Genomic DNA, 14,490 nt, shown 5'->3' on the forward strand with positions numbered 1-14,490 from the left:
TATTTAAAGTTTTTTAAAGCATAATAAAAATGGGGGTTTACGATGAATTTTATAGGTAATATTATTTGGTTATTATTTGGCGGGATTTTTTCAGCTATTGCATGGTCTTTAGCAGGGTTAATTTTGTGTGTCACAATTATTGGAATACCCTTTGGTATTCAATGTTTTAAGATTTCAGCATTTGTATTATGGCCTTTTGGAAAAGAAATAGAGCTTGGTAATTTTGGGGTTGGAGGATTGGTTTTCAATGTCATTTGGATAATTTTTTTAGGCTGGGAGCTTGCCATAGGGCACCTTATTACAGGTGCAATTTTTTGCATAACAATTATAGGCATACCATTTGGACTTCAGCATTTTAAATTTGCTAAACTTGGGATCATACCATTTGGAGCAAAAATACAATAGATATAAATCAACGCTCTATTATTAATAGAAAATTTAAGACTTATTAATTAGTGGGGGCTTTCTATATAAAAGTTGATATCTAGCCTGAAAGCCCTCAGTATTTGTAAGATATGTTAGATTGAGAATTTCTTAATAAGCCACTCAGTACCTTTATAGTTCAAAAGTATTCTCTATAACACCTGGTAATACACTATATATTGACCTTCCCAACTTCTCTTCAAAATATTGTTTATTTTCAAAAGTTATTTTCCATTTATTAATAATATGCTCATGTATCCCATGCCTTAGTGCTACATCAACCATTCTCTTTTCTATTAAGCAAAATCCATTTGGTAATGCTAGTGCATCACATAATTGTATTAACCTATCATAATCATCATATTCTGCTGACTCAATGTAATTTTTAATAAAGTTATATTCTTCATTACTACAATAATCCCATTTTCCAAAACAAGTTCTTATATCTTGGCACTCAAATGAATGAGTTAAGCAAACCTTTGCTAGCTTATAATACCCCTTTTCCATAGCGAAATTATAACCATGTAAAATATGCTTCATATAGGAAACCCCAAATCTTACACCGATATCATGTAGCATTCCTAATACTAATGCAACATCTGGATTTAACCCTTTACAATTCTTTGCTATCAATTCTGCTGCTCTTCCTGCATTAATTGAATGTTCAATCCAAGGACCAGGATTTAATTTTTGTCCTTCTAGTAATAACAATTTTGCCTCCTCTATAGTTGGCACACCTTGTTCCAAATAATTTTTCATACTTGTGCATCCCCTTTTATTAACGTATTCTAAGTAACTGGCTTAGGAATGGTATCTAACTATAGTCATTCCCAACACCAATGTCTGGCTATATATGAAATATAGACGGATTACCGACGGTGGTCTCGTGTATTACCACTATAGATAACACGTCAAAACATCTTATTTAATTTACTTGATTATACCATTAATGTAAAAACGCGCAAGCGATAAATTCATAAGATAACTACTCTATAGAGCAATATGAGAGTATTATTAACGCTAAATTATATGTGTAATAAGGTTAAAGGCATAAATGTTATAGAAAAAATACTTATATTTGGGTATAATCTAAATAAAGCTATAATATTTTTTTGTTAAAAGGAGCGATTTAATTGAATATACTAATTGCTGATGATGAGAAACAAATGGTGAAAATTCTTTCAACTTATTTTCAAAAGGAAGGGTTTAATACAATTACAGCAGTGGATGGCGAGCAAGCATTAGATTTATTTCATTTGCATAAAATTGATTTAGCAATTTTAGATTGGATGATGCCTAAAGTTAGTGGTGTTGAGGTTTGCAAGTATATTAAAGAAAATAGTAATGCAAAGGTACTAATTTTAACGGCGAAAACGCAAAATGAAGATGAGATTGAAGCATTAAATTGTGGAGCTGATGAATACATAAAAAAGCCTTTTGATCCTAGAATACTTTTAATAAGGGCAAAAAAACTTATAAATATTAATGATGTGATAAATATTAATAATATAAAAATAAATACAGATGAGCAAAGGGTATATAAAAATGGAGAAGTCTTAAAATTAACAAAAATAGAATATGATCTTTTGATTTCCTTTGTTAGAAACAAGGGAATTATTTTATCCAGAGATAAGCTAATAGATTTAGTTTGGGGGATGGATTATGAGGGAGATTATAGAACGGTAGATACCCATATAAGAAGGCTCCGATCAAAAATAGGTGAGGATAGTATAAAAACTTATAGAAGACTTGGTTACAGTATGGAGGCTGATGAAAATTAAAATAAGTAAAAAATTGAGATTGTCTATAGCCTCAGTTATAATTTTTGTAACTATAATTTCTATGGTAATAAATATATTCTTTATTGATAGATATTATATATTTAAAAAAACAAAGGCATTAAATAAGATTTCTGAGGGGATAAGCAGAGAAAAAATAGATTATACTTTAAAAAATATAGGACAAATAGAAAAGAAAAATAGTGTCACTATAGTTTATTCAGAGCTAAGTAGTGACATTGATAATATTAATAAGGAGTTAATAACTAAATTTGATTTAAAAAAAATTAAATTAAATAAATTTTGGGTTACAGAAGATACCTTGAGCAAGATATCTAGTACAAGTGTAAATAAGATATATGATCAAGGAGTAACAAAATATAAGGTATTAACAAAGTTTATAAAGGTTGATAAGTATATAGTTGCTATAGCAATGCCACTACCTTATATGGGGGAAACTATAGATATTGTAAATAAGTTTAATATATATTTAAATATATTTTCTATAATTTTAATATTAATTTTAGTTAATATTTTTTCGAGTAAAATAATAAAACCATTAGAACTTATAAAAAATTTATCAAAGGATATCGCTAGTTTAAATTTTAGAAAAGAAGAAATTAAAACAAATGATGAAATAGAAGAACTTGCTATAAGTATAAATAGTATGAGTGAAAGCTTAGAGCAGGCACATAAGGAAATTAATCTTCAAAATGAAAGGCTAAAGACTTTGATTTCAGATATGGCTCATGAAATTAAAACCCCCTTAGCTTTAATAAAAGTATATGGACATGGTATTGAGGATGGGTTAGATGACGGAACATATATGGAGATAATTCAAGAGCAAATAGGCAATATGGATAGTTTAGTAGAAAATATTTTATTTTTATCGAAAATTGAAAAAAAAGAATTAAAAAAATCTAGTTTTAGTTTAAAACAGAAGGTTAAAGATGTTTTAAAAAAATACAAACTACTTATAGATGAAGCTAACATAGAATTCATATTAAATATAGATAAAGATGATGAATGTATTGTTTATGGAGATGAGGAAGGGCTTGATACTGTATTAAATAATTTAATTACAAATGCAATAAAGTATACTAATAATAACGAGGTAGAAATAGAAATATTTAAAGAAAACAATAATATAATATTTTCTATAGTGAATGGATTAGAGGAAAGTAGTGGAGAAAATTTAGAAAATATATGGGATCCTTTTTATGTGCTTGAAAAATCAAGGAGCAAGGAACTTTCTGGTACAGGACTAGGTCTATCTATAGTAAAGAAAATATTAGAAAAGAATAATATCAACTTTGGGTTTAATGTAAAAGAAGATAAGATTGAATTTTATATAATATTTTAACGACATTTCAGAAGGGAAGACCCCACATCTACAAGTAGAGAATATCTACCATAGCAAAATGAAATTTCAGTGTGAGTCTAAATCTCCTTCTGAAGTCGTTAATATTGCAGCATCGCAGATGGTGATTTAAATATAGGTTTTGTAACATTGGTGTAACATTTCTATAGTATTTTCTTTATGAGGTGATTTAGTTGAAAAAAAGAATATCATTATTTTTAGTAGCGATAACAGTAACAACATTATTTTCAGGTTGTAATAAAGCTGTTTTAAGTAATAACAAAGTAGTTTTAAGTAGTAGTAAAAGTAATACTATGGTTGAAAATTTAGATTTTAAATTTAAAGTCCAACCTGAAACATTTAAGGTAACAGTAGAATCTAATGGAACCACAGAAACAGTATCAGAACCCTTAGAAAAAATGGAAGTATCAAATTTAAAGAACAATGGAGATCAAATATCTTGGAGTTATAAAAAGAAAAATATTGATGTGCAAATTCAAAAGAAAGATAAGTATTTAGACGTATCCATAAAATCCAGTATTAAAGATGTGGAAAATAAATTTTTATGGCCCAAAGTAACGGGAGAAGCATATATGCTTCCATTAAATGAGGGCAAGTATATTCCAAAGGATGATAAAGTTTGGAAAGAATATTTAAATGATAATGAAATGAAAACTTTTGAGTCTTTTTCTATGCAGTTTTTTGCAGCAAGCAAAAAGAATTATTCGCTATTATATATAATTAACAATCCTTATAATAATGAAGTTAAATTTGATACTAAAGAAAATATTAAATTTACTTTTAATCATGAATATCCTTTAATAAATAAAAATAGGGATTACGGGTTTAGAATTTATCTAACTAAGAATAATCCGGTAGATATAGCTAAAACTTATAAAAACGTTATTGCTCCACAGGGGAACTTTAAGTCTTTAGAGGATAAGGCTAAGGATAATAAAAATATTGAAAAGCTTTATGGAGCACCACATGTTTATTTTTGGGATAGGTCAGCAATATCCCAGGAAAATATTAAATGGAATAAGCTAAAAGGAAAAATCCCACAAGATTTAAAACTTTGGATGCAGAAGTTACTAAAAACAAAGGTTGAAGATGGTGGAGAGCTAGCTACTGCTTTTAATGATATAGATTCTTTAGAGTATATTGATAAATATACAAAAGATAGAATTATAAAAAGTTTTAATTCACTAGTACAATTAAAGGAGTTTTACAATCCTAAGCTATTTGTGAATTTAGATAAAAAGAGTAAAGCATTGATAGGAAAGGACATAAATAAGTTAAATCCATTAGAATTAATAGATTTAAATAAAAGTTTATTAAAATTATCTTTAGGGGATGTAGCAGATCCTATTGAAAAATGGGCAGAGGCTAATTCTGTTAATGTACTTTACGATATGAAAAAGTCAGGTATTGATAAAATGTGGCTAGGATTAGATGACTGGCAGGAAGGCTTTTTAAATCCAAAATTAGTTAGTGAGGCAAATAAACTGGGATATTTAATAGGTACTTATGATTCTTATCATTCAATTCATAAGCCAGGAGAAGAAAAGTGGTCCACAGCAAAATTTTCTGATACATCTCTTTATGAAAATGCTACTGTAACCAATAAAGAGGGTAAGAAGATAGAAGGATTTAATGGAACGGGAAGGAAATTAAACCCAACTCTTGCTATGCAAAGTGTAAAAGATAGGGTGTCATCTATTTTAAAGACTGGTTTAAAGTATAATTCATGGTTTTTAGATACAGATGCAACAGGAGAAGTGGTGGATGATTATTCTAAAGCGCATCCTACAACAGAGGTAGAAGATATAAAGGCAAGAATAGAAAGAATGGAATACCTTCAAAAACAGTTTAATATGGTGGTTGGAAGTGAAGGCGGAAATGATTTTGCAAGTAAATCCATAGCCTTTGCTCATGGCATAGAAACTCCAGCCTTTTCTTGGATGGATAAGGATATGAGTAAAAATAAGGATAGTGAATATTATGTAGGAAGATATTATTCAAGTAATGGAGGAGTAGCAGAGTTATTTTCAAAGCAGGTACCCATAAAGGATAAATATAAGAAGCTATTTATAGATACTGCTTATACAATTCCATTATACAAATTAGTTTATAATGATTCAGTCATAACTTCTCATTGGTGGGGTTTTGGTACATTAAAAATAAAAGATGAAGTGAAAAATAGAATGTTATATGAGATTTTATATAATGTGCCACCACTTTATCATATTGATAAAAATGAGTGGAATAAGAATAAAGAGGTTATTGTAAAACATACGAAGACTTGGTCTGATTTTAGTAAAAAGGCAATTACTATGGAAATGACAGATTTTGAAATTCTATCAAAGGATAGATCCGTTCAAATGACTAAATACGGAAAAGATTTAAAGGTAATAGCTAATTTTTCTAATAAAGAAGTTAATGCTTATGGAGAAAAAATTGCTGCAAAATCTCTTATTATAATTGATGGAAAAAGTAAAATTAAATATACCCCATAAAGGACTAAGGTCTAGCTTATAAATTATATATAAGCTAGAGCTTTTTCATTTAAAAGGTAAAGGCATGTAACATGGGACATTTATTTGGATATTAGAATAATTTAAAACTAAAGTTAAAGGATATGATAAAAAATGAGAATGAGAAAAAAAATTATTATTTGGACAATATTATGTATAAGTTTACTAGGGATATATACAACATTTATAGAAAGAAATTTATTAATCGTAAAAAGGCATAATGTGACAATCAATAAAAATGGAAAGGAAGAATTAAAGGTAGTGCAAATTACAGATATACATCTTGGACAATTTTACAATTTAGATCAGCTAGAGAAGGTGGTCCAAAAAATTAATGGTTTAAATGCTGATATAGTGGTATTTACAGGTGATTTAATTGATAATGCTTCAACCTATGACGAAATTTACAATGTAGCAGGCACACTTAAAAAAATAAAATGTAGGATAGGTAAATATGCTATATACGGCAATCATGACTATGGTGGAGGTGCTGTTAGATACTATGATGATATAATGAATAAAGGTGGATTTAAGGTTTTGAAAAATGAGGGGACAAGCATTTTGTTTAAGGATAAGCATGTAAGAATTTTTGGAGCAGATGATGGGTTAATGGGAAATCATAATGTAGATAAAACAATGAATGGAATTAACAATAAGTCTATAAATTTATTATTGCTACATGAGCCAGATTTAATAGAGGGATATAGTAATTATCCAGTTGATTTAGTGCTTAGTGGACATAGTCATGGTGGACAAATATACATTCCACTTTACGGTCCATTAAAGAAAAATGTACTATCAGAAAAATATACAAAGGGATTTTATAAACTAGATAACCCTAGAGGTACAAAAATATATGTTAATAGTGGACTCGGAAATACAAAAGTACCATTTAGATTGTTTAATATTCCACAAATTTCGCTTTTTAATTTAAAAATATAATATTTAATTGTGTGTAAATGCATAACTATTTCTAGTAACAAATATCTTAAAAATAAATGAGGGAATGGTTATTGGAGCAGTATTATCAACACATCTTTTAATAAGTACAAATATTAATGTTTCTTGGATTATAAATGAAGTAGGGTTAACTATAATAGGCATTGGAGTTGCAATGGTATTTAATTTATTTACAGCACCACTGGAGGATAGTTTTAAAAAAAATAAAGAGAAGAAAGAAGAGCTATATAGATATGAGAATGACACAATTAGATGCAATAAAAAAAGAATGAAAAGACATTTTTCAAGGTTCTATATGACCTATGAACAAACTAGAATATTATCAGAGTTTACTGAAAATGTTGCAATTAATATTCATGAAGATAATGATTGTATCGAACTTATGAGTAAACTCGACTTACTTAGGAGTAATTATAAAATGATGGAACTACCGAAAAATAGGAATGAATTTGAAAATAGGGCGTTGCTATTTCAATTTTTAAATGATTTAGAGGATTTTTTAATTATTAAAAAAGAATTCAAAGAATCTATTGATAATTTATACAGATAAAAAAACTAATTAATAACCCAGAAATTGTCGTATAAATATAGCACAATAACTTTATAAGTTACTGCGGCTATATTTATAGTAACAATTACTGTTTTACAATAATACCATCTTCTATTATAATAGTTTTTTTGCAAAAGCTTGCAAGTTGTTCGTTATGAGTAACCAATATTACTGTGGTATTACTTGTATCATTAATACTTTTTAATATGTTGATAATGTTTAAACTATTAGTTTTATCTAATGCACCGGTTGGTTCATCTGCTAAAATTATATCTGGTTTATTAACCAAAGCTCTTGCTATTGCCACTCTTTGCTGTTGTCCACCGGACAATTGAGTAATTTTTTTGTTTATAGACTCATCCATACCAACTTTTTTTAAAGACTCTATTGCCAATTTTTTTATCTCAGTTTTGCTTAATTGTTTACTTTTACCTAAAAGTAGATTTCTATATATAAGGAGTACTTCAACATTTTCAATAACATTATATTCTGTAATCAAAGAAAAATTTTGAAATATAAATCCCATTTTAGTGTTTCTTATTATAGCTAATTCTTTATCATTATAATTTGTAATATCTTTACCATCAAATTCAAATTTTCCACTAGTACTGTTGTCTAGACATCCAATCAAATTTAATAATGTAGATTTTCCAGAGCCTGATGTTCCTAAAATGGCTAGCATGTCCCCTTTTTCTATACTTAAATTAACCTTATTTAACGCATAAAGAGTTTCCACTCCATTTCCATATTTTTTTACGACTTCTGTTAATTTTATATAACTCAAAATTAATTCCCCCTAATCAAATCAACGATATTTTTCTTCAATATATAAGATTTGTATATAAAAAATGTCATAGCTAATATAGCAAGCGAAATACTAAAAGAAGGGAAAATAGATTTAATAATTAAAGATATCGTTAAATCCATACCAAAAATATAGCTTGTAATAATTATGGGAAAAATTGAGATTAGATTAGTTATAATCAATGCAATTAGAAATTCTCCACATACCAACCTGGATAATTCCTTACTTGTTGATCCTAAAGCAAATCTGATTCCATATTCTCTCTTTCTAAAAGTAATATAATTAGTCATTATACCCACAAATCCTACCAATGATAAAACGGATAATAAAACCGCAAATGTTAGCGATAATATAATCCAAGGCTTACTATCTTCATATATCTGAGTTATCAAATCATTAACTTCAATATATTTAAAGTTTGAATTATTATTTAATTTAGAAAAATCAGTAGTAAATTGTTTTAAGTCTTGACTCTTCTTTACTGATACAATTGTATGCCCAGTTTTCATTGTAAAATTAATTCCATTATCATAAAAGTACTGCTTATCAAATGGTATAATAAGAGAATTTTTTAAAGTATTAATGGATGGTTGACCACCATTTCTAGAATTCCAAAAAACAGCACTACTATTTGTTATTCCTACAACTTTAAATTTTAAATTTATTAGTTTACTATTTTGAAGCATTTCCATAGTAAGTATACTACCTAAACTCCATTTTTTTGATAAATCATTGCTAATAACAATTGGGATTTCATCTTTAGATTTTTTATAATTAAAAAGATCAATAGTGCCTTTACAAACATTAATATTATAGAGATCAAAGGCACCTCTATTTAAATAAATCGCATTAAATTCTTCTTTTTTAATTTTAATTTTATTCATATGAAAGCTACCTATTTTATTAACCACTTTATTTTGAGATATTTTTTCATAAATTCGGTCAATTGAATTTATAGGATCCTTATCAATTGAAGGTACTGAAAGTCCAATCATTACTGACTTATTTTTATCAACTAATTTATCAATACTGTATTTTAAGTCTAAATTTTTATTTATTAAGGTAAACGCAAAATTTAAAGATATAAAAATTATGATAAGTTGAAAAAAAACTAATTTAAATTTTACACCTTGTTTTGATATAGATTTAAGTATTATTCGTAATCTCCACATACTACTCTCCTTTTAATTCTGTTATAAGATTTAACCTGAAGAATTTTCTTACACTCATTATTGATATTAAAAAACTCATCACTATAGTTGCCAAAGAGGGTATTATAATATTAAAACTACTAAACTGTAACTCTTTTATATTCAGGATCATTGTAAAGTTCTGCTTAATAAATGGAGTTAACAAATTAGTCAATATTGATGCGGAAATTATAGAACATACTGATATTAAAATAAGTTCGATAAAAATCTGTTTCCAAATTATTTTTTTTGTTGCACCAAGTGCAATACTTATTAAAATGCATTTTTTAGTTTTTAACATTAAATAAAATATTAGAATACTTATATTACCTACTGATATTAGTATAATTAAACATCCTGCAAATATAGTTATAGATAGTTTGTTATAAAAATCGGATAATTGACCATTCATATCAACTTCTCTTACACTTACATTTGATAGTTTGTTTAAATCAACTAATAATGCTTTCATTTCATTTTTAGGATTTCCATTATTTTTTAATAAATATATTTCAATTGTTTTTATCTCTTTTTTGTTTTTGTCAGGCAGTGATTCTAATGGAATAAATACACTTCCTAAATAATTAGTATAATTCTCTGTTAGTTTACCTACAACACCTATAACGTTAAATTTTTCTCCGCCTATTACTATAGTATTATCTAGTTTATTAGTTAGTTTATTAGCGACTACTCCTGCACCAATAACCGCAATTTTAGATTTTGAGCAACTTTCATCTGGTTTTAGATATCTTCCTTTATTAATCTTTGGAATCCATTCTGGATTCTGTGTGAATAATACCGGTTGAAGTTGAACTTGCCATTCAGCACCATTACTTGGTATTGTTTCTGTTAATCCATTTATTCTTATAGCAATTGTTTTTGAATACTTTTTTAGTACATTTACTAATTTATCATAATCTATACTATTTGAATTGTTAATATTTACAGAAATTAACTTTTGGTGATCGATTTCACCATTTGTCCAATCCAAAGTCATATTTTTGCTAAGATTAACAAAATAAACTCCAAATGAGATGACTAGCAAAACAGTAACATATGCTATAAATACTAAAAAATAATGTAAAAAATTTGATTTTATTCTACTTGAAATTAATTTAAACATTTATTCACTCCAATATTAAATTTATAGTATTAGAAATGTAGTATTGGCCTCATAAGTCTCATTATTATCTAAACCACCACCAATCAAAAAATAACCTGTTGGATCAAAAACATTTGTAGGTTCATATAAAATAAATAATTTAGGTTTTGAAATCAAGGCCGCCGCAAATTCTACCCTTTAAATTTACAAGTTCAATTACTTGTTATTAAATCATAAGCATGCTAATGTTATAACATAATTTTCTAAATATCAAGTAATCTTACAATTTGTAATAAATTTTTAATATTTTCTATAAATTGTCTATAAAAATATATCCTCTTAGTGCCACCCACGTGGCAAGTGGCACCTTATTATATGATTTTGTTGCGTTCATGGGTTCTAGCCAGACAGGGCGTATATTCTAGCAGGTGGTAATCCTACCAAGGTAATATTTAGCAAATCGCTTGGTATCGAGTCTTACAAAATTAGGATGTAATTAAAGCCTTATGTTGTGGAGCTGATGAATAATAAGCTTTAGTTTATAAATTATATATAAGCTAAAGCTTTTTCTTTTAAAAAGTAATGGTAGAATAGATTAAAACTAAAGCTAAAGGATATGATGAAAAATGAGAATGAGAAAAAAAATTATTATTTGGACAATATTATTTATAAGTTTGCTAGGAATATATACAACCTTTATAGAAAGAAATCTATTAATTGTAAAAAGGCATAATGTTACAATCAATAAAAAGGGAAAGGAAAAGCTAAAGGTAGTACAAATTACAGATATACATCTTGGAGAATTTTATAACTTAGACCAGCTAGAGAAGGTGGTTCAAAAAATTAATGGCTTAAATGCTGATATAGTTGTATTTACAGGTGATTTAATTGATAATGCTTCAACCTATGATGAGCTTTACAATATAGCAGATACACTTAAAGGAATAAAATGTAAAGTGGGCAAATATGCTATATACGGCAATCACGATTATGGTGGAGGGGCTGTTAGATACTATGAGGGTATAATGAATAAAAGTGGATTTAAGGTTTTGAAAAATGAGGGGACAAGCATTTTGTTTAAGGATAAAAACATAAAAATTTTTGGAGCAGATGATGGGTTAATGGGAAGGAAGAATGTAGATAAGACAATGAATAGAATTAGCAATAAGTCTATAAATTTATTATTGTTGCATGAGCCAGATTTAGTAGATAGATATAGTAATTATCCAGTTGATTTAGTGCTTAGTGGACATAGCCATGGTGGACAAATATATATTCCACTTTACGGTCCATTAAAGAAAAATGTACTATCAGAAAAATATACAAAGGGCTTCTATAAACTAGATAACATTAGAGGCACAAAAATATATGTTAATAGTGGACTAGGAAATACAAAAGTACCATTTAGATTGTTTAATATTCCACAAATTTCGCTTTTTAATTTAAAAATATAATATTTTATATATGCATAACTATTTTTACAATAAACGGTGAAAGTTAGACATGTAGGTTGACAGTAATTTAAGTATGTATTACTATGTTGCAAAGTAATGAAAAATCTATAAATAATTTTCTTAAAGTAGGATTAGAGACGTTATGCACCAATGAATAATTGAAGTGCAAAAAAAATATACCATATTAATGGTAGTAGGAGAAAAATTGAGAAATGATAAAATATATACAATCAAAAACAGTTAAAATAACTTTGTCTGCCACAATAGCAATTATAATATCAAATTATTTGGGATTAGAATTTGGTGTAACTTCCGGTATAATTGCAATATTAAGTATTCAAGATACAAAGAAAGAAGCACTATTAGTTGGGGGTAGGAGAATAATCTCATCTGCGGTGGCTATTGCTTTATCTTTTATGCTATATATATTACTTGGGAATAATCCTATAGTGTTTGGGTTATTTTTGTTTATATTTATACCGATAACAAATATTTTAAAAATAAATGAGGGCATGGTTATTGGAGCAGTATTATCAACGCATCTTTTAATAAGTATAAATATTAATATTTCTTGGATTATAAATGAAGTAGGCTTAACTATAATAGGTATTGGAGTTGCCATGATATTTAATCTATTTACAGCGCCACTGGAGGAGAATTTTGAAAAGAACAAAGAGGAGATAGAAGATCAATATAGATTAATATTATCAGATATGGCAAGGAGTTTAGTTACTCAAGCTGTACCAATTTATGAACAAGAAGTGATTTTGAGTATAGAAGAACTAATTATGAATACTAAACTTATGACACAAATAATAAATAATAATAATTTATTTAAGAGCAATAATTATTATGTAAGCTATATAGATATGAGAATGACACAATTAGATGCAATAAAAAGAATGAAAAGACATTTTTCAAGGTTCTATATGACCTATGAACAAACTAGAATATTATCAGAGTTTACTGATAATGTTGCAATTAATATTCATGAAGATAATGATTGTATTGAACTTATAAGTAAACTAGCGCTACTTAGGAGTGATTATAAAATGATGGAACTACCAAAGAATAGGAACGAATTTGAAAATAGGGCACTGTTATTTCAATTTTTAAATGATTTAGAGGATTTTTTAATTATTAAGAAAGAATTCAAAGAATCTATTGGTGGGTTATCCACATAAAAAATATTGAATGCATTTGGAGGAATGATCATTATTATGTAGAACATAGAAGGTATACTAAGTTTTATTTATTAAATGGAGGCGATTATAAATGAAAAAACTAATTAATAACCCAGAATTTGTTGTTGAGGAGATGCTGGAAGGTATAGTAATGGCACATCCAGATTATGTTAGGAAACTTGAAAATGCAGATGTACTTGTTAGAAAAAATTCTCCTATATCAGGAAAAGTTGCATTAGTTAGTGGGGGCGGAAGTGGACATGAACCAGCACATGGCGGATATGTAGGAATGGGAATGTTAGATGCAGCAGTGTGTGGTGCAGTATTTACATCTCCAACTCCAGATCAAATATATGAAGCTGTAAAAGCAGTCCATGGTGGACTTGGAGTTCTTCTAGTAGTTAAAAATTATACAGGAGATATAATGAATTTTGAAATGGCCAGTGAAATGGCTGAGATGGATGGAATAAAAATTGCAAGCGTTGTTGTTAATGATGATGTAGCAGTTGAAAATAGTCTTTTTACAGCTGGAAGACGCGGCATAGCAGGAACTGTATTTGTTCATAAAATAGCTGGGGCAAAAGCAGAAACGGGAGCAAGCCTTGAGGAAGTTAAGGCAGTAGCTGAAAAGGTAATAGCAAATGTAGGAAGTATGGGAATGGCAATAACACCTTGCATAGTTCCTGCAGCAGGTAAACCTAATTTTAGTTTAGCCCAAGATGAAGTTGAAATTGGCATAGGTATACATGGGGAACCAGGTACGCATAAAGAAACTCTTAAACCCGTTGATGAAATAGTAGAGCACATGGTTTTGAAAATATTAAATGATATGCCAATGGAGCCAGGGGCGCAAGTTGCAGTTATGATTAATGGACTTGCATCTACACCATTAATGGAGCTTTATATTGTTAATAGAAAAGTTCATAAGATGTTAGAAGAAAAGGGAGTAAAGATTTATAAAACATTTGTTGGAGAATTTATGACCTCTCTTGAAATGGCAGGATTTTCTGTTACATTATTAAAACTTGATGATGAATTAAAGGTTCTATTAGATGCACCAGCAGATACACCAGCGTTAAAAGTGTTATAGCATAATAATGCCTCTGATAATTTAAAATCAAAACATTTTAGTATATAAGGGAGGTAATAA

At 28.0% G+C, this 14,490-nt stretch carries 12 protein-coding genes and 1 pseudogene; 9 read left to right on the top strand and 4 right to left on the bottom strand.

The window, feature by feature from the left end:
- The first annotated feature begins 42 nt into the window (after window positions 1-42).
- Complete coding sequence (locus ACREV6_RS16165; RefSeq protein WP_431579073.1) at window positions 43-405, top strand: YccF domain-containing protein; 363 nt, start codon at window positions 43-45, stop codon at window positions 403-405.
- A gap of 150 nt (window positions 406-555) precedes the next feature.
- Here the strand turns inward: ACREV6_RS16165 and ACREV6_RS16170 are convergent, their stop codons facing one another.
- Window positions 556-1,182, bottom strand: coding sequence for an HD domain-containing protein (locus tag ACREV6_RS16170; RefSeq protein WP_431579074.1), 627 nt, complete (start codon window positions 1,180-1,182; stop codon window positions 556-558).
- Between the two features lie 374 nt (window positions 1,183-1,556).
- On the opposite strand from ACREV6_RS16170, the gene ACREV6_RS16175 reads away from it, so the two are divergent.
- The 5 genes and pseudogenes from ACREV6_RS16175 to ACREV6_RS16195 all read left to right on the top strand — a co-directional run.
- Window positions 1,557-2,204 (top strand): response regulator transcription factor, encoded by a 648-nt coding sequence (locus ACREV6_RS16175; RefSeq protein WP_431579075.1) that lies wholly within the window; start codon window positions 1,557-1,559, stop codon window positions 2,202-2,204.
- Window positions 2,194-3,564 carry an ATP-binding protein gene (locus ACREV6_RS16180; protein WP_431579076.1) on the top strand — a complete coding sequence of 457 codons (1,371 nt, stop codon included), beginning with the start codon at window positions 2,194-2,196 and terminating at the stop codon, window positions 3,562-3,564. Before ACREV6_RS16175 ends, ACREV6_RS16180 begins: the two co-directional genes overlap by 11 nt.
- Window positions 3,565-3,755: 191 nt before the next feature.
- Window positions 3,756-6,077 (top strand): glycoside hydrolase, encoded by a 2,322-nt coding sequence (locus ACREV6_RS16185; RefSeq protein WP_431579077.1) that lies wholly within the window; start codon window positions 3,756-3,758, stop codon window positions 6,075-6,077.
- Between the two features lie 132 nt (window positions 6,078-6,209).
- The gene (locus ACREV6_RS16190) at window positions 6,210-7,037 is read left to right on the top strand and encodes a metallophosphoesterase (RefSeq protein WP_431579078.1); all 828 of its coding nucleotides are present in this window, start codon (window positions 6,210-6,212) and stop codon (window positions 7,035-7,037) included.
- A gap of 34 nt (window positions 7,038-7,071) precedes the next feature.
- A pseudogene (locus ACREV6_RS16195) lies at window positions 7,072-7,605 on the top strand (aromatic acid exporter family protein); the annotation flags it as partial.
- Between the two features lie 85 nt (window positions 7,606-7,690).
- On the opposite strand, the gene ACREV6_RS16200 reads toward ACREV6_RS16195, so the two are convergent.
- Genes ACREV6_RS16200 through ACREV6_RS16210 form a run of 3 tightly spaced genes read right to left on the bottom strand, consistent with a single transcriptional unit; the run spans window position 7,691 to window position 10,723 of the window.
- Window positions 7,691-8,389: an ABC transporter ATP-binding protein gene (locus ACREV6_RS16200; protein WP_431579079.1), complete on the bottom strand. Its 699-nt coding sequence runs from the start codon at window positions 8,387-8,389 to the stop codon at window positions 7,691-7,693.
- Window positions 8,390-8,391: 2 nt separating this feature from the next.
- The gene (locus ACREV6_RS16205; protein ID WP_431579080.1) at window positions 8,392-9,582 is read right to left on the bottom strand and encodes an ABC transporter permease; all 1,191 of its coding nucleotides are present in this window, start codon (window positions 9,580-9,582) and stop codon (window positions 8,392-8,394) included.
- 1 nt (window position 9,583) lies between these two features.
- Window positions 9,584-10,723, bottom strand: coding sequence for an ABC transporter permease (locus ACREV6_RS16210; protein WP_431579081.1), 1,140 nt, complete (start codon window positions 10,721-10,723; stop codon window positions 9,584-9,586).
- 605 nt (window positions 10,724-11,328) lie between these two features.
- Here ACREV6_RS16210 and ACREV6_RS16215 point away from each other — a divergent pair.
- The 3 genes from ACREV6_RS16215 to dhaK all read left to right on the top strand — a co-directional run bounded on the left by ACREV6_RS16215 (window position 11,329) and on the right by dhaK (window position 14,430).
- The gene (locus tag ACREV6_RS16215) at window positions 11,329-12,156 is read left to right on the top strand and encodes a metallophosphoesterase (protein ID WP_431579082.1); all 828 of its coding nucleotides are present in this window, start codon (window positions 11,329-11,331) and stop codon (window positions 12,154-12,156) included.
- A 212-nt stretch (window positions 12,157-12,368) separates the two neighbouring features.
- Window positions 12,369-13,340, top strand: coding sequence for an aromatic acid exporter family protein (locus tag ACREV6_RS16220; protein WP_431579083.1), 972 nt, complete (start codon window positions 12,369-12,371; stop codon window positions 13,338-13,340).
- 91 nt (window positions 13,341-13,431) lie between these two features.
- The gene (gene dhaK, locus ACREV6_RS16225; protein ID WP_431579084.1) at window positions 13,432-14,430 is read left to right on the top strand and encodes a dihydroxyacetone kinase subunit DhaK; all 999 of its coding nucleotides are present in this window, start codon (window positions 13,432-13,434) and stop codon (window positions 14,428-14,430) included.
- Window positions 14,431-14,490 lie beyond the last annotated feature (60 nt).

It is taken from the genome of Clostridium sp. (assembly GCF_050717515.1).
In the GTDB taxonomy this organism is placed as follows: domain Bacteria; phylum Bacillota; class Clostridia; order Clostridiales; family Clostridiaceae; genus Clostridium_AD.